The organism is Chitinophaga varians, assembly GCF_014529945.1.
Classification (GTDB): Bacteria; Bacteroidota; Bacteroidia; order Chitinophagales; family Chitinophagaceae; genus Chitinophaga; species Chitinophaga varians.
Genome location: NZ_JACVFB010000001.1, coordinates 1,721,856 through 1,738,648, shown reverse-complemented (window position 1 = coordinate 1,738,648; position 16,793 = coordinate 1,721,856). Strand labels below are relative to the sequence as shown.

The window sequence follows — 16,793 nt, the reverse complement described above, 5'->3', positions numbered from 1 at the left end:
TAAAACTAATCTGCTAATAATCCAGCATAATATGCTGCGCCCCAGAGGGCTGACTTATCATTATTGACAATATGTATGGGTACACTGGTGAGTAATTCGGCCATCCGGTCGCCCTGCATATAATGATGATAGAATTCTCCCGTTTCCAGCAACCGCGCTATTTTGGGAGGAATTCCTCCTCCCAGGAACAGCCCTCCGGTAGACTTCATCTTCAATACCAGGTTACAGGATTCACGGGCCAGGTAACGAACAAACAGTTCCATGGTCTTCATACAAACAGGCACTCTTCCCTCCATTGCTGCCTTGCTGATCACAGCGGCATCATCGCCCGCAACCATTTCAGCCATCAGCGCCGCCGGCACTTCCATGCCTTTTACATCCCGCAGGAACTGATAGATGGTCACTATACCAGGCCCTGAAATCACACGCTCCCAGCTGGCGATCTCATATTTTTCCTGCAGATAACGTAGCAGTGCGATGTCCAGCTCTGTTCTGGGCGCGAAGTCACCATGTCCTCCCTCCGTTGGAAATGGATGATGATACTGCCCGTCCCAGTATAGCCCGGCCATGCCCAGCCCCGTGCCCGGAGCGATGATGGCCATGTTGCCACTGTTATCGGCAGCGCCGCGGTGCAGGGTGGTCAGTTGTCCGGGTGATAAGGTGGCCAGGCCATAAGCCGTGGCTTCCAGATCATTGATCAAAGCTACCGCACGAATACCTGTCGCCTGCCGGATCTCTTCCTCACTTAGTTCACGGGCCAGATTGGTCAGCTCCACTTTTCCCTTTACCACCGGTCCGGCCACGCCAATGCATATACGTTGTGGTGCTTGTTCACCCTGACTGATAAAATGCTGAATGATTTCTGAGAAGCTGGCATAATCACGCGAGGCGTACTTGTCTTCACGCACCAGGTCCAGGTCGCCACCGGCCAGCCGGAACAAGGCGAGATTGGTCTTCGTTCCACCCAGATCGCCTGCCAGCAAATACAGATCTTCCCCCTGCTCATATACGGGTGCTACAAACTTTGGCAAATAGTGCTGCTTTTTGATCGTCTGCATAACATCGTAAACTTATCTCCTAAAAATAGTCAAATTGGAACAGCATTTGCCCCTGGTTGAACAATTTTCTGAAAAAAATGTAAAACCAATAAATTGATTTTTAATGGAAAGACATACCTATCAGACTGGACTTATCGGCAATTGCGCATTCCTGGCGCATATCAACAAAGACACTAATGTAGACTGGCTCTGCTGGCCACGGATGGACAGCTCCTTCGTTTTTGGCGGGCTGCTCGACCGAAAAAAAGGCGGTACGTTTTCCATCCTGCCCAACGGTGATTTCGACTCCCATCAGTATTATATGGAGAACACCAACATTCTCTGTACAGAAATCACTACCCATGAGGGGAGTTATCGGGTGACCGACTTTGCTCCCCGTTTCCTGCAATATGAACGTTTCTTTAAGCCGCTGATGCTGATCAGGAAGGTGGAACCCCTGGAGGGCTCTCCCCGTGTGCGCGTGAAATGCACGCCTACCTGCGATTACGGCGCAGCACAGCTACACCCCGTGCGAGGCAGCAACCACATTGAATTTGCCGGATGTGACGATAAAATGAGGCTGACCACCAACATAGCCGTCAGCTATGTTTTTGAGGAAGAATATTTTGTGCTGAATGAAACAAAGTACCTGATACTCACCTACGGTCAGCCCCTGGAGGCCCCATTGACCAGCACAGCCGAACAGTTCTTTCGGGAAACCGTCGCCTACTGGCGTACCTGGATTAAACATTCCTCCATCGCTGGTTACCACCAGCCTTATGTGATCCGTGCCGCGCTGGCGCTCAAAATACACCAGAACGAGGATACCGGCGCTATCATTGCCGCCAGTACAACCAGCCTCCCGGAATTCCCGGACAGCGGTCGCAACTGGGACTACCGCTATTGTTGGATGCGTGATACCTATTATGTGATTACCGCCCTGAACCATATTGGTCACTTTGAGGAGATGGAGAAGTACTTCAGCTATATCACTGATATCTCTTTCTCCGGTGATTTCCGCTATCAGCCGCTATATGGCATTACCGGGAAGAAGGAACTGACAGAGACCATCCTCCCCCATCTGGATGGCTATATGGGCAACCAGCCAGTGAGAATAGGTAATCAGGCTTACGAGCATATACAGAATGATATATATGGACAGGTGCTGATTTCTATGTTGCCCCTGTATACCGACCACCGTTTTATTTTCTCGGAAAGAAAGGACTCTGACCGGTGGATCAACCTCCTGCTGAAGAAAATAGAACGTACGATCGATGAAAAGGACGCTGGTATCTGGGAGTTCCGGAACATGGCTAACGTTCACTGTTATACGAACTTGTTTCAGTGGGCCGGTTGCAACGCCGCAGAAAAAATGGCGCGCACCATTGGCAATGAAGAATTGATTGACAGGGCGATTGCATTGAAAAACCGTGCTGCCGCTCATATTGAAAGCTGCTATGATCCCGTACGGAAAGTATATACCAACGCCGCAGGCAGCCAACATCTCGATGCCAGTACGTTGCAGCTTATCATGATGAACTATCTGGACCCTGCTTCTGAACGGGCCCGTGATCATCTCGCCGGACTGGAAAAGGAACTGAAAACGCCGGAAGGACTATTTTACCGCTACCGCCATTCCGATGATTTCGGATTACCTAAAACCACGTTTCTCGTATGTGCGTTCTGGTATGTGGAAGCGCTCGCCTGTGTGGGACGTCTCGATGATGCACAACGTGAATTCAGTAAACTACTGCAATATTCCAACCACCTCCTGCTCTTTAGCGAAGATGTGGAATCCGCTACCGGCAGCCAATGGGGTAATTTTCCACAAGCTTATAGCCATGTAGGCCTGATGAATGCGGCCTATCGTATTGCGATGAAACTGGATAAGCCAATATTCATTTAAAAATTTTGATATTTTATAATTTAAATATTTTATCGGCGTCTTGTCGTGTGAAACACATATAATATAATTATATATAAATTTCATTTTAATAAGCCGCCGATAAAATATCTAAATATCAAAACCCCTAAATATCTAAATGAACTGTTTTCAAGGTGCGCAGCAGGTGCCTCACTTCATGATAGCTCCGCAGGTAATACTGCGCTGCAGACACCTGGCTTCCTACTTTAATAGTAATCGCTTTCGCCGGCAGTGCCTTGAAAATATCTTCGTCCGTCACATCATCCCCCATCGCCATAATGAAATCATATTTTTTGTGATTTAACCAGCTGAGGGCAGCCTTACCTTTATTGATCTCAATATTCTTTACTTCAATCACCTTGTCGCCCGGTAACACCTGTAGCCCTTTCTCCTGGGTATAATAGCGGAGGGTATTCATCAGCTCATTGGCACGCAGTTCGCCCAAACCGGATTCCACTTTACGATAATGCCATACCAGCGAGTAACTCTTTTCTTCCACAAAAGACCCGGGAGTGCGATCGGTCGTCTGTTCCAGCATCGGGTATATTTCCTGCTTCCATTTGTCGGTAAGCCCCGGAAGTTGGTACCACTCTCCTTCCTTTGTCTTCTGCCAGGCGCCATGTTCTGCGATCAGGTCCAGCGGCAGGTGGCCAAACCACTCTCCCAGCGTTTCGTGTTTCCTGCCGCTGATCATGACAATATCATTGCCGGGGAAACTGGCCAGCTCCCGCAGCAACTGGTAGAGGTCCGGGTCTGGCGCCGCCATATCGATGTTGGTCTGAAATCCCACAAGCGTACCATCGTAGTCCAGAAAGATGATCCGCTTTTTGGATTGCCGATACTGCTGACGTATCATCACCGCGGTTTCCTGGTTTACGCGACGGGCCAGCATATTCTGTTGTATCTGATTCACTTCCTCCAGGCGGGTCATAAATAATTTTACCCAGTGGTTGATATTGAATTTGGAGACCACTTGCCGCATCGCTTTCATGCGCCTCTCCTGTTCGGGCAAAGGCATGTTTAATGCATCCACAATAGCCCGGGTAATGGCCCCGATGTTATTGGGATTAACAATAATGGCATCCATCAACTCTTTAGATGCCCCGGCCATTTCACTGAGAATCAGGACGCCGTCATTATTATTACGACTGGCTACATATTCCTTGCTGACGAGATTCATCCCGTCCCGCATGGGCGTTACCAGGCAGATATCTGCATAGTTATAAAGGGCGGACAGCACCTCCACCGGGAAAGAACGATAAAAATACTGTACCGGATGCCAGCTCAGCGTGCGGAACCGGGCATTGATGTTACCCACCAGTTTATCGATTTCATCCCGCAGCTCCTTGTATTGCGGCACGGTATCCCTGGAGGGCACAACAATCATATACAAGACAACTTTACCGACGTACTCCGGATGCAACTGAAGTAATAGCTCAAAGGCCTGTAGCCTTTGCAGGATGCCCTTGCTGTAATCCAGCCGGTCGATAGAGAGTACCATCCTCTCCTGCTGAAAATTATCTTTCAGGTTCTGCAACTGGTGTTTTACCTCCGGGTTTTGCCCAAGGGCAGAGAATTTATTGAAGTCGATCCCCATCGGGAATGTCTCCACCACAGTAATGCGATCGTTATAGGAAACGACATTGGCGCTGGTATTGACCGGCAGGATACGGCTGGCAGCATTGAGGAAGTGACGGGTATCATCGAATGTATGAAAGCCCATCAGATCGGCGCCCAGCATTCCTTCTATCAGTTCCGCGCGCCAGGGAATGAGGCGGAACAATTCGTACGACGGGAAAGGAATATGATTGAAAAAGCCGATGGATATTTCCGGCATCTCGGCGCGCAACATGCCAGGCAACAGTAGTAGCTGATAATCATGTATCCAGATAACATCGCCTTGTTCGGCCACCTGCATCACGATGTCGCGGAACTTTTTGTTTACCTGGTAATAGGCATCCCAGTAGCCCTGGTCATAGCGGGCATACACAGACATGTAATGGAACACCGGCCATAGTGTTTCATTGGAGAATCCTTCGTAGAAATTATTGATTTCATCCTGGGTGAGAAAAACGGGCATCAGGTTCATCTGCCTGAGCTGTTTGGTGATTTTCTCCTGTTGTTTCGGATCACTGATTTCCTGTCCGGGCCATCCCAGCCAGATGTTATTCCCTTCTCTGTAAATAGATCCTAAACCGGTAGCCAATCCACCTTCACTGGCCTGCAGTGCAAATTCACCGTCTTTCTCTGTAATTTTTACCGGTAGCCTGTTCGATACAATAATAGTCTTTCTCATAGTCAGTTTATATCTCTAATTATCAATTACGTGATCTGTGAGCAGCAACAAAACAAATAGCACACCCAAAAGAGCGGAACCGATACATATAAATAAATATAATGCTGCTAAAGCGGCTGTGGTTCATCAACAGGGCTTATCCGGAGTGGGATAGCGGGTTTTCCTGTAAAGGGTGATCTACACAAGATAGTGGTTTTCAAGGGCAAAAGGAAGGGAAATATCTCCCCTTCCTGCGAAATACTTGCTACGCCGGTGTTTCCTGACATATAAAAATAAAGGGTATTTATTGGCCGAGCAATTGTTCCATCATTTGCATTCCGGTAACGGCATCTGCTACAGGAGACGGGTTGGCTCCCTGGCCGCGGAAATATTGCACCACTTCCGCAATCAAAGGGGCCTGAACGTTCGCGGGCGTCTCAAAACGAAAGCTTTCGGTCCCGGCGGCAGTTTCCAGTGATGCCAAATGGAAATCCCGGAAGAAATGAAAACGGATGGTACCGGTTGCTCCGGTGATGGTACAACTATCTTCCTCCCTGGCGGAGGGGGCGGTAAAGTTCCAGCTTCCGTTAAAAAGCACCTCATCGGGGAATAATATCTGCCCGCTAACCTGATCGGCTATACGTGGATCTGTCCCGGTACAGATACCGGTCACTTTTACAGGTTGTCCGAAATAATACAGGAGGATGTCGAGCTGGTGCGGGGCCAGGTCATGAAAGTAACCGCCGCCCGACAAGGCGGGGTCCAAACGCCATCCGGCATTTTCTTTAGGCGCCGTCTTCCACAGGCGCAGGTCTACCTGCTGCACCCGGCCTATCCGTCCTTCTTCCAGCCATTGTTTCACTGCTACAAAGGTGGGCAATCGACGGCGATAATGTGCCACACAGGCACGAACGCCGGCTTCACTGACGGCTGCGGCTATACGGCGGGCAGCTGATACATCGACGCCCACCGGCTTTTCAATATATACCGGCAAGCCCCGCTCAATTGCCGCCAAAGCATATTCTTCATGGCTGCCCGGAGGCGTAGCGATATAAACGGCATTCACGTGCGGGTCCTGTAACAGGTCGTAGGCGTCGTCATAGTAGCGATCTACCTGATGGCGCTTCGCATAGTCCTGTGCCAGCTCCCGGTTACGACGCATAACGGCGGTAACATCGCTGTTGGCCGCCAACCGGAAACCCGGTCCACTTTTTACTTCAGTAACATTACCGCATCCAATGATGCCCCAGTTGATCCTGTCCATAGTTTCGGATTAAGCCGACAAAATACAAATTACTTCTTTAACGTCATCAGCACTACCCCGGCAATAACGATGGCGGCAGATATGCCCACCATACTGTCGATCACTTCATGGCCAATAGCCCATCCCAGAAACATGGCTACCACCGGGTTCACATAAGCATAGGTAGCGGTGAGCCGCGGCGGCGCATTCCGGGTAAGCCAACTATAAGAGGTATAGCCTACCAGCGAACCGATCATGACAAGATAAACATAGGCCATCCATCCACGTTGAGACATTTCCGGTAGCGTATCCCACGCGCCGGGTTCCAGCAACGCACTGGCCAGCAGGGAAAAAGTGCCTCCCGCCAGCATCTGGATAGCAGTACTAGTCATCTGGGCAGGCATGGGTAATCGCTGCACAAACAGCGAACCGGTAGCCCAGCAAATATTACCGGCCACCACTACTATAATGGGCCACAAAGGAAAATTACGGGTGGCATGCGCGGCAGAAAACGGGTTAAACAATAAAAACAGTCCCAGAAACCCCAATACTATCCCCAGCGCAGTCAGCAGCGAGGGACGTTTCTTGCTGAAGAAGGCCCAGTCCAGCCCCATAAACCAGGCAGGCATGGCGGCCACCATCAGCGCTACCAGTCCCGACGGCATATAGTGTACGGCCAGCGCCACCGTGGTGTTACCAATACCGATCAGTAACACCCCTACGAAAATGGCGGACAGTAACTGCCGCCCGGTGGGAATGCTCCTTTCTTTCAGATAACCAATGATCAACAGCATACTGCCCGCAGCAAAAAAGCGAAGGGCGGACAGCAAAAAAGGAGGCACGGTTTCCGTGGCGATCTTCATGCCCAGATAGGTAGATCCCCAGATAATATATACCGCCAACAGATACATAAAGGTCTTTGAACTGTAGCTGGCAGGTTTTAATGACATGGTCATTTTGCTTTCTTTTTATTACGTTGATGGAATTGCTGTACTTTATGAAGATCGCCACAACTGCTCATGCTGCACCACTTGCGGGACCCGTTACGGCTCTTGTCGAGAAACAACCATCCGCATGCCGGACATTGCCGGACCTGCTGTAGTCCGTTTCCCGTATAAAGCTCCAACGCCGATTTCACCAGCCACCAGATCAGCTGCTCTAACGCCGGGGCATTGAACAACAATTCTCCCTGACGCTGCGCCGGCTTCCAGGCCACCTCGATATTGGCATATGCATCGGCCACATAGGTATTGAATAATTGTATGTCTGAAGAGTCAGGCGCTTTACGATGGATAGCGGCTGTAAAGAGCCTCAACAACAACTCCCGCAGCCCGATACTTTTGTCAAAAACGACCGTCGCTTTCTGCGGGTAGCCCTTCGCTAAGCGCTCCAATGTATGAGACACTTTGGCAGAAATAACACCGGTGCGACCGTACCATTCCAACAACTCTTTAAAGCCGGATAAGTAATCATGTGACGATGGCTTCATGCGGTTACTGATCGTGTTCACAAAGTCGAGGCAGAGTATTCCGCCGTCAAACCGCAAAGTGGAAATGCTTTTTTCGGTAGACATAAAACAGGTGTTTGAGAGGGTGTCCCGTACAAATGTAAGGCATTAAATTAACCAGTAAAATTAATTTTGGTGGTTAATAAAAACAACGTCGTAATACCTCCATTTTACAATTTAAAGCAACCTCTCACCTAAATTAATTCAAACCAATAAAAATCAATTTATTATAAAACAAAAAACAGCCACATTACATGGCTGTTTTCGCATAACAGTAATAGTATTTGAAGGCAGATGTCGTTAACGGGAAGCTCGATTTTTGAAGGCTCCGGTCCCCTATTCCTGAGAACAGCGGGCGGGAGCAATATTACACCAAAAAACGGAAGTATCTATATAAATTTACAAATACAAAATAATTTTATATTATTAAATATACAAATACTATTTATAAATAATGAAAAATGATCCGGGATGGTTTAACCGCCACTCGCTGAGATGACGGGTATTGTGCCATAATGACCTATTGCATCAAATGGGTGATGCGACCAAAGGGCGACATTTGTCATAGCAAGACAACAGAAATGGCATTTAACATTCGCCGCCGGCAGGCATTTTTCAGCCGCCAGGCGATACCTGTTTGTCAGTCATTCATTACTCGTGGACCCTGAGTACCTGTCCGGTTACGACTCCTTCGATACTCCTCAGATAGGCATTCACCAGCCTACGCATAGGCATCGGGTTAAACCCTGGAAATAGATGGCCAATGGCCCCCGCCGAGTCTTCTGCAAGTCCGGGACTGACGGCGTTGATACGAATACCCCGCTGCAACTCCGTGGCCGCTGCCATGACAAAACTGTTTACCGCGCCACTGACAATAGCCCCTGCTACTGTATCCCGTGCTGCCTCGTCAGCCAATATCCCGGAGGTCAGGGTAAACGACCCGTTGTCGTTCAGATAGTGCTGCCCCTTCAGGACCACGTTCACCTGCCCCATTAACTTGGAATGAATAGCCTCCATCACATCCGCCGCCTGGAGCCGCTGGAAACTTTCCATGCCGGAGGAACCGGCTGTCACCACCACCGCATCAATATTGCCTACGGTATGATATAGCTGGTCGATGGAGGCCTCATCGGTGATGTCTACACGAACATCACCGCTATTGCGGCCGGCCGTAATGACTTCATGTCTTTCCAACAGGGCTTGCATTACTTTGGCGCCAATGGCTCCGGTAGTGCCAATCATCAGGATCTTCATACATTAAAATATTTTACATTTGATTACTAAGAGAGATGATAAACAACTATTCAAACAGCTCTTCCACATTGGCCAGTATCTCACAATCGCAATGACCTCCGTGTTCCGCCAACCAGGCCATCACTACTTCCGATTGCTCAACGCGCTCCGCAGCCAGATAACGAAGCGTCCATCCGGGAGTATGATCACAACCATGAGCGCCCAGCGCCTCATCGAGGTGGTCGAAGAGTTGATGAAATTGCTCACGGGACATGGGCAGTCCCTTTTCAAATGCTGCAGCTGCTTCCTGCTGCAAGGGCGCCAGGAGTTGTTTCCGCCTTTCTTTCCCGGCTTTTGATGGCATCTTGATAAGTACTTTAGGTTTCCGGCTGTAAAGTACAAAATATCAACTTCCCCGTGCCCTGGCAGTGCTATTCCTTTACTTTCGCCCGCTGGCCATCTATCAGCTTATAGGCTAGCTCCCGCGCGGTATCTTTCCCGCTTAATGCATCGTCGATCGTATAATTGTCCGGGTAGTCTGGCAGGGTACCCCGCCCGATAAGCCGTGGTGTACCTACCGCGTTTTTATAATAGACCAGCGGGATGGTCACCTGCATGCGGGTATGCGGAAGTAACAGCCCCACAAACTCGGCGCCATTGCCTCCGGTGTAATTACCCGCCGTTTCCTCTCCAATGAAGCGTCCTGCCTGGAGGTATTGCGCCACCGCCGTAAATTCTGCTGCCGTTGATCCCGTTCCACCATTCACCAGAAAATAGACCTGCCCTTTAAAAGGGTGAGCTGCCGGACGGACACTGTCCAGTGTTTTATTCAGCGAAAGCGGTATCCGGTAAGTGCCATCCGGCTGTTTCCGCAGACTGTCTTTTATGACCGCCAGATCTTCCTGAGATAAGGAAGAATGCGCCAGCAAGGGCGAACTATTTGTGATAGTATGCATACTGCTGTAATACAACACCGGCTCATGGATAAAGTAAGAAAGCAATACCTGCCCCTGACTGTCATAGCCTCCGGGATTATACCGCATGTCTACGATGACATCAGTGATACCGCTACGCCGGATCTTCCCGAGACAATCATCCATGAAATGCGTTAACCCCTTGCGGGCCACTTCTCCATTTTCACCGCCAAAGAACTGCCGCAGGAAGATGATGGCTACTCCTTTTTGCTTATCCAGTAATAATTCGTGGGTATAGGGTCTTTCATGCGCTACAGCCTTCAGGAACACCTGGTTGACCGGATTGGCTACCGTGTTCTCCTGCATCTCCTTCATGCCCAAAGCGGGAACAGTGGCCGTTTTAATTTCCCTGCGGGCGTTCTCATATTCAATATGAAAGGAATCGGTTCGTTCGATGAAGCAGTTGTAGTAGTAGGAAAACAGGTAGTCGTGGGTTTGTCGGTACTTCAGGGACTCATTAAACCCATCTGAGAATAGATGCCGGAAAATCTCCTGCCGGATGTCTTCCATAGTACGACCATTGATGGTCAGTAACTTATCTCCCGGATGTATATCCTGATTCGTGGACCGGTTAAACGTGAGGTAAGGACTCCCTTGTACAAAGAACACCTGAAAGGGAAAATAGAAATGGGCATTGTTCAGCGTATCAGCCCAATTGGTTTTTGGAACAATGACCGTATGCCCGCAGCGAATAGCTGACACCAGCCGGGAGAACACTGCATAGACCTCGCGCAGCGGCATATTTTCTTTTACCGCCATCCGCGCAGCCATTACAGTGCTGTCAAACTGTTCAGGGGATTGATACCGGTACAACCCCGGATGGAGTTCCCGGAGTGCTGCTGTCAACGAATCGAGGTCCTGCAAAAGGACTGTTTTGGAAAACACCGCCTCCTGGGCGGCGGCACGGCCGGTCAGTAACAACAGCCAAACGAGAAAAAAACGGCGCATTTTTTTTACTCAAAAGTCCGGATGATTTCCCATAACAATGCCCGCCCATACTGCTCAAATCCGGATTTGAGCAGTGTTTTCCGCCTACTCCGCCTTCAGCGCGTCCACCGGATTGCGTAGGGAAGCGTGAACGGTTTGTACCCCGATGGTCAGGAAGGTCACCACAAAAGTGACTGCTCCGGCCAGCATCAAAATCTCCCAGCCGAAAGGCGACCGGTAGGCAAAATGGTCAAGCCAGCGGTGCATAATATACCAGGCGAGCGGTAGCCCAATTGCAATGGCAAGACTTACGGCCCGCAACAAATCCTTTGACAACAACAAGGCAAGTTGAGCCGTCTTTGCCCCCAGTACCTTGCGGATACCTATTTCGCGGCGACGGGTTTCGGCGGTAAACGCGGCCAAACCAAAGATGCCCAGGCAGGATATCACGATAGCCAATACGGCGGCATAACCTGCCAGTTTTCCAACCCGTTTCTCTGCGGTATACAGCGCCTGATAATCTTCATCCAGGAAATGACTTTCCAGCACATACCCGGGGTTATACCTACGATAAAAATCGTCCAGGCGCTTCAGCACATCTTGTTCCATTCCCGCGCTTACTTTCAGCATAACAGTACCGCCTCTCGGTTCTATGATGCAAAAGAGCGGCTGCACACGGCTGTGCAGCGACTGAAAATTGAAGTCTTTCACCACCCCAACAATCTCCCGCATATTGCCGCCGAACCGGATGGTTTTACCAACAGGGTGCTCCAGTCCCATCGCAGCAATAGCTGCTTCATTGAAAATAATGCGGGAAGTGTCTGCTGCATAGTTACCGGAAAAGCCGGCCCCTTCTTTCAGCTGGACCCCAAGGGTTTCCAGCATGCCTTCTCCCATCTGAAATGGACGGAAGAGAATATTTTCTGTACGGCCCTGTCTTTCCCAGGCTATCGGCTGACTGCTTTCACCGAAAACATGGCCTACCATACTGGAAGCCTTCACCACGCCCGGTATTTCCCTGACAGTCGACAGGAAAGCGTCCATATGCTCCGGCACTTTTCCTGCTGCATTAAAATATACGACGTGGTCTTTCTGGTAGCCCAGGTGACGGTCCCGGATATACGATAACTGCCGTTCTACCACCATCACGGCCACTATCAGCACAACGGAAAGGCTGAACTGAAATACCACCAGTCCTTTCCTGGCCCACAGTGCACTGACGCTGTTGACCATCTTCCCCTTCAATACCAGCACCGGCTTAAACGCTGACAGGATAAAAGCCGGGTAACTACCCGCCAGTAGTCCGGTAAACAACGTGATGCCGATAAACAGTGCCGCCAGCTGCCCACTGAACTGCAACCGCAGCTGTTTCCCCGTGATCATATTAAAAGGGCCCAGCAACAGCCATACCATCACAAGCGCCAGCAGCAGCGATAACATTGACAACAACAACGATTCACCCAGAAATTGTTTCATGAGCGCCCAACGACTGGCGCCCAATGTCTTACGGACGCCGACTTCCTTCATCCGGACACTCGCGCGGGCAGTGGCCAGGTTCATAAAATTGACTGCCGCAATAAAAACAATGAACAATCCGATGAGGCCAAAGAGTTGTACATAAGCAATCCTGCCACCCGCCTGATGACCATTTTCGTAGGTGCCATACAGATAGTTGTCGGCATAAGGCACTACAAAGGAAGTCCGCGCCTTGTTACCGGTGCGGTCCTGCATGAACCCTGTCAGCTTACCATTGAAGGCAGCTATGTTTGTTCCCTTCTTCAGCAACAGCCAGGTGACAAAAGGACCACCCGGCTCCAGATTATCACCGATGCGCATCAACGATTTGAACGCGTCGAAGGGAAGAATAAAATCAAATTGTAAAGAAGATATACCCGGAACATCTTTAAAGACACCAGCCACCACCGCGGGTCTTTTGAATACGTCGATCTGCCAGTCGAGCTGCCGTCCAACGACATTATTAACGGTACCGAATAAACGCAGGGCCATTCTCTCCGAAATCACCACGCCACTATTGTCTGTCAATACCTGTTTTTTATCTCCCGCCACCAGTGGATAACTGAAGATGTTAAAGAAGTCCCTGCCCGCAAAGAGGCCTTCGCCTGTCAGATGTTTTCCGGCTGTGGTCACCGTAAAACCCGGGAACCAGCCCCTCGGCGTGCTCACCACAGCAGCTTCCACTTCCGGCATTTCCTGCTTCAACACATCTGCCAGTTGGGCGGGAGATTCCGCCGTCGTCAACAATCCCTTCGCATGCGGCTTGCTTTCCATCACCGTATACAGCCGGGAGCCGTTTTCATGGAAGCGGTCCATGCGCCATTCGTCTGTTATCCAGAGACAAATCAATAACGTACAGGCGAGGCCGGTAGACAAACCGGTTAAATTGAGCAAGGTAAACAGCCGGTGTTTCAAGAGGTTACGCCAGCCTATTATAAGATAATTGACAAACATGGCAACGTGGTTACGAATAGCGAAAAGATAAAATAAAAACGGCACCAAGGAAGGTGCCGCTTTCTATATTATTTCGTTACAAACGATAAAACATATCACATTATCTTAAAGTGTCCGCTTTAGGAAGAAGTGCGTCCGTATACGGACGTTGCGCACCTTCCGCCACATATACTTCTATCATGGCGTTCGTAGGACGTCGTGGCGCCAGGAAAGAATCTACCAGCTGATAATGCTGTTGCAGCTCGCTCCTAACGGCAAACGGGAAAAAGTTGTTTAACGTTGGCGCATACTCGTAGAGGACAATATCATAATGATGACGTTGTATTTTCCCTTTGAAGGCAGCCAGCTGGCGGTTGAACATCCCCACGCCCAGATGGTACCACAGCGGATAGTCCTGGCCGGTTTCCAGTTTGAACGGCATCGCCTCTGCCAGCGGCGTCAGCTCTGTCATATTCAGTACCCGGATACTGTCCCTTTTCTGATGCACTACCGGTAACGCCAGTACGCGATCTATACCATCCACTGTCTGTTGCGGCATATAGATCTTATGGAATACCGGTAACTTAGAGAACGTCCACTTCGATACAGGTACATCTGTGGTGTCGGTATCGATCATAAAGTTTCGGCGCGATACCACATTCTCATGCGTAGTATCATTCGGCGCATAGGCGACTTCTTTTACGGGAAACAGTCTGTCGGTATACCGGCCAATGTATTTCCACCAGGTACCGGACCACCAGAACAAAATCAGTGCAGTAGCCATGATCAGCGACTTGCCTGTGTTGAGCGGTATTGACAGCAACCGGCATAACCAGCTGGCAATGAATGCAAAAGCAAAACTGTGGAAGAAAATATTATTGTCCGGAGGTGTATAACTGGTGACCTGGAAGATAGCCGCTTCGCCTAAAATACCGAGTGTCAGCAACGCAAACAACACCTCCCGACGTTCATGTATCCAGCTGCCCCATTGTTTTACACCAGCAGCCAGACAAAGCGCCACCAGCAAGACGTATATCTTGATCCAATTGGAAGCGCCCATAATTTCATCGGTAAAATCGTTTAGGGCTAACCGTGAGCTATGAGGCGCCTGTCCATGATTAAACCAATAGGCAAAGCCCGGCATTAGCGGAACGATGAAAGCCACTGCGATCACCACAAAAAAACCGATAAATACCGGCAGGTCCAACCAGCGGCGGGTTTCCAGTGAATTGTAGGCCAACAATGCCAGGCACAACATCAGCGCCATACCACCGCCATCCTGTTTGGTAAAGAGCGATAAAAAAACGAACAGCGCTGCCAGCGCCATCAGCAGGTATCTGCGGCCGTTACCTTCTGCAAAGAAGGAACGCATCAGGAAGCTGAGTCCCACCAGTTCATATACAATGACGGTATGGTTATACCATGGCCAGAAGTTAAAGAACGAATAAGACATCACGAATACCAGCACAGATAACAGTCGCACCCCCGGCGTCACGTTCAGGCTCTTCAGGATAGACCGGAATGAGAGCCCGGCAATGATATTAATGAATACCTGCGCCTTTACCAGTGTGATCAGCTGCGGTCCGAATATTTTGAAAAACAGCGCCGGAATAATCCAGAAGCCATAACCCAGCGGGCTACCGTAGTCTTTGAAAGGCACCTGTCCGGAAGACAGCCTATAGGCCCCTTCCCACGACAGGAAGATATTCACGCGATAGGGAAAGGTGGTAAACAATGGCACCAGTGCGAGCAGCACGATGATCATAATTTCTAAAAACGCCCATCTGCGGGCATTGGGAAACGAATGAGACATACTGTATCTATTCTTTATTATCTGAATGGTTTGTATATGGGGTGTTGTGCCAGCGCCAGCATGGGCCGGTCACCGTTAGTATCGCCGTAGGCGTAAATATCCGTATAGTCATGAAGGTTAAACTGCTCCCGGATGCGGACTACTTTCTCCTGGCCATTACAATTCACGCCGGAAAGCCGGCCGGTGATCAGACCGTGCTGTACCTCCAGACCGCTGGCGATGCAGTTGATACCCAGCGTTTCGCACCAGGGCGCTACCCAGTCGCGGGCCGAAGCCGTAACCACCACCACCTGACGCCCTTCCTGCTGATGCTTACGGATAGCAGCAACCGCCTGTTCCCGTATCAGTAACGGTAACCGCTCCCGACAAAAGCGCTGGCAGTTTTCGGTGAACTGTTCTGCCGGCATCCCACCAAAAAAATGGCGCAGCACCTGCTCCTTGCTTTCCTGCGCTGTTTGTCGGCCCAGTTTAAAGCTGGCCAGTCCGGGCGCCAGCCGCAGCAACCCGGTATACAACGCAGCGCTCCCCTTCTGGAAACGGATAATCTCCCACATGGTGTCTTTGCGGGTGATGGTGCCGTCGAAATCGAAGAAAGCAATGCCGGTCACAGTTTTAATTTTTTAAAGATGGACTCAGGTATCGACTTAATAATCAACATAATATATTTCCATGGCCATTTTACGAACAATACATTTTTCTTCCGCTGCACCGCTTTGAACACAGCATTGGCCACCTGTTCCGGCTGCGCGGTCAGCAGTGGCGGCAGGGTCAGATGCTGGGTCATCCGGGTATTCACGAATCCCGGCTGCACGCTCATCACGTGCACGCCACTACGAAAAAGACGGTTGCGCAATCCACTAAGGTAGGCAGTGAAGCCAGCCTTGGCGCTACCATATATATAGTTGCTTTGGCGGCCTCTTTCACCAGCCACTGAACTGATGCCGACAATCATACCGGCTTTCTTTGCCTCATAGGCATTGGCTACCACATTTAATATAGACACGGCGCCGGTGAAATTTGAATGCAGGATACGGGAAGCCTCCTGCCAGTCGTGCTGCGCCAGCTCCTGATCTCCCAGGTATCCGAAAGCGCACACGGTGATATCCGGTTGCGCAGGCAGGGATGTATAAAAAGAGGTATGAGTATCGTAAGCGGTGGCATCGAAATGGTGTACCGTGGCACTAATGCCGTACCGTATCTGGAGGTCCTGCTGCAAAGGCTGCAGGGCAGCGGCGTGACGGCCAGCCAGTTGTACATTATATTGAGCGGCAGCAAACCGGCGCGCTATGGCAACAGCCATATCCGAGCCTGCGCCTAAAAGAAGCACTGTCATTTAGATATTTGGGTATTTAGATATTTAGGTATTTAGGTGTATTGCGTATCCGGTCATTTAGATGTTTCTGCTATTAAAT

At 50.1% G+C, this 16,793-nt stretch carries 13 protein-coding genes; 1 reads left to right on the top strand and 12 read right to left on the bottom strand.

Features of this window, described 5'->3' with window-relative positions; all coding sequences use genetic code 11:
* Positions 1 to 5: 5 nt before the first annotated feature.
* Positions 6 to 1,031, bottom strand: a complete 1,026-nt coding sequence (gene glk / locus ICL55_RS06635; protein ID WP_246496160.1) for a glucokinase — start codon at positions 1,029 to 1,031, stop codon at positions 6 to 8.
* Between the two features lie 130 nt (positions 1,032 to 1,161).
* Here glk and ICL55_RS06630 point away from each other — a divergent pair, with 130 nt between their 5' ends.
* The gene (locus tag ICL55_RS06630) at positions 1,162 to 2,943 is read left to right on the top strand and encodes a glycoside hydrolase family 15 protein (protein WP_188095236.1); all 1,782 of its coding nucleotides are present in this window, start codon (positions 1,162 to 1,164) and stop codon (positions 2,941 to 2,943) included.
* A gap of 124 nt (positions 2,944 to 3,067) precedes the next feature.
* Here the strand turns inward: ICL55_RS06630 and ICL55_RS06625 are convergent, their stop codons facing one another.
* From ICL55_RS06625 to ICL55_RS06575, 11 genes are all read right to left on the bottom strand, one after another.
* On the bottom strand, positions 3,068 to 5,257 hold the full coding sequence (locus ICL55_RS06625; protein ID WP_188095235.1) for a bifunctional alpha,alpha-trehalose-phosphate synthase (UDP-forming)/trehalose-phosphatase: 2,190 nt from the start codon (positions 5,255 to 5,257) through the stop codon (positions 3,068 to 3,070).
* A gap of 283 nt (positions 5,258 to 5,540) precedes the next feature.
* A complete protein-coding gene (locus ICL55_RS06620) occupies positions 5,541 to 6,500 on the bottom strand; it encodes a Gfo/Idh/MocA family protein (RefSeq protein WP_188095234.1) in 960 nt (319 codons plus the stop codon).
* A 29-nt stretch (positions 6,501 to 6,529) separates the two neighbouring features.
* Complete coding sequence (locus ICL55_RS06615; protein WP_188095233.1) at positions 6,530 to 7,435, bottom strand: EamA family transporter; 906 nt, start codon at positions 7,433 to 7,435, stop codon at positions 6,530 to 6,532.
* Positions 7,432 to 8,052, bottom strand: a complete 621-nt coding sequence (locus ICL55_RS06610; protein WP_188095232.1) for a CGNR zinc finger domain-containing protein — start codon at positions 8,050 to 8,052, stop codon at positions 7,432 to 7,434. The genes ICL55_RS06615 and ICL55_RS06610 overlap by 4 nt, the downstream gene beginning before the upstream one ends.
* A gap of 585 nt (positions 8,053 to 8,637) precedes the next feature.
* A complete protein-coding gene (locus ICL55_RS06605) occupies positions 8,638 to 9,240 on the bottom strand; it encodes a short chain dehydrogenase (RefSeq protein WP_188095231.1) in 603 nt (200 codons plus the stop codon).
* A gap of 46 nt (positions 9,241 to 9,286) precedes the next feature.
* Entirely contained in the window at positions 9,287 to 9,583 is a 297-nt protein-coding gene (locus tag ICL55_RS06600) for a DUF2695 domain-containing protein (RefSeq protein ID WP_188095230.1), read from the bottom strand.
* A gap of 67 nt (positions 9,584 to 9,650) precedes the next feature.
* Positions 9,651 to 11,141, bottom strand: a complete 1,491-nt coding sequence (locus tag ICL55_RS06595; protein WP_188095229.1) for a S41 family peptidase — start codon at positions 11,139 to 11,141, stop codon at positions 9,651 to 9,653.
* Between the two features lie 84 nt (positions 11,142 to 11,225).
* Positions 11,226 to 13,589, bottom strand: a complete 2,364-nt coding sequence (locus ICL55_RS06590) for an ABC transporter permease (RefSeq protein WP_188095228.1) — start codon at positions 13,587 to 13,589, stop codon at positions 11,226 to 11,228.
* Between the two features lie 100 nt (positions 13,590 to 13,689).
* Positions 13,690 to 15,381, bottom strand: a complete 1,692-nt coding sequence (locus tag ICL55_RS06585; protein ID WP_188095227.1) for a hypothetical protein — start codon at positions 15,379 to 15,381, stop codon at positions 13,690 to 13,692.
* 17 nt (positions 15,382 to 15,398) lie between these two features.
* Positions 15,399 to 15,989, bottom strand: a complete 591-nt coding sequence (locus ICL55_RS06580; RefSeq protein ID WP_188095226.1) for an HAD-IB family hydrolase — start codon at positions 15,987 to 15,989, stop codon at positions 15,399 to 15,401.
* A complete protein-coding gene (locus tag ICL55_RS06575) occupies positions 15,986 to 16,714 on the bottom strand; it encodes an SDR family oxidoreductase (RefSeq protein ID WP_188095225.1) in 729 nt (242 codons plus the stop codon). Before ICL55_RS06575 ends, ICL55_RS06580 begins: the two co-directional genes overlap by 4 nt.
* Positions 16,715 to 16,793 lie beyond the last annotated feature (79 nt).

Bases quoted from the DNA above. Each gene is read 5' to 3' on its own strand.
- ICL55_RS06630 (WP_188095236.1), top strand. From the start codon at position 1,162: ATGGAAAGACATACCTATCAGACTGGACTTATCGGCAATTGCGCATTC.
- ICL55_RS06625 (WP_188095235.1), bottom strand. From the start codon at position 5,257: ATGAGAAAGACTATTATTGTATCGAACAGGCTACCGGTAAAAATTACA.
- ICL55_RS06620 (WP_188095234.1), bottom strand. From the start codon at position 6,500: ATGGACAGGATCAACTGGGGCATCATTGGATGCGGTAATGTTACTGAA.
- ICL55_RS06615 (WP_188095233.1), bottom strand. From the start codon at position 7,435: ATGACCATGTCATTAAAACCTGCCAGCTACAGTTCAAAGACCTTTATG.
- ICL55_RS06610 (WP_188095232.1), bottom strand. From the start codon at position 8,052: ATGTCTACCGAAAAAAGCATTTCCACTTTGCGGTTTGACGGCGGAATA.
- ICL55_RS06605 (WP_188095231.1), bottom strand. From the start codon at position 9,240: ATGAAGATCCTGATGATTGGCACTACCGGAGCCATTGGCGCCAAAGTA.
- ICL55_RS06600 (WP_188095230.1), bottom strand. From the start codon at position 9,583: ATGCCATCAAAAGCCGGGAAAGAAAGGCGGAAACAACTCCTGGCGCCC.
- ICL55_RS06595 (WP_188095229.1), bottom strand. From the start codon at position 11,141: ATGCGCCGTTTTTTTCTCGTTTGGCTGTTGTTACTGACCGGCCGTGCC.
- ICL55_RS06590 (WP_188095228.1), bottom strand. From the start codon at position 13,589: ATGTTTGTCAATTATCTTATAATAGGCTGGCGTAACCTCTTGAAACAC.
- ICL55_RS06585 (WP_188095227.1), bottom strand. From the start codon at position 15,381: ATGTCTCATTCGTTTCCCAATGCCCGCAGATGGGCGTTTTTAGAAATT.
- ICL55_RS06575 (WP_188095225.1), bottom strand. From the start codon at position 16,714: ATGACAGTGCTTCTTTTAGGCGCAGGCTCGGATATGGCTGTTGCCATA.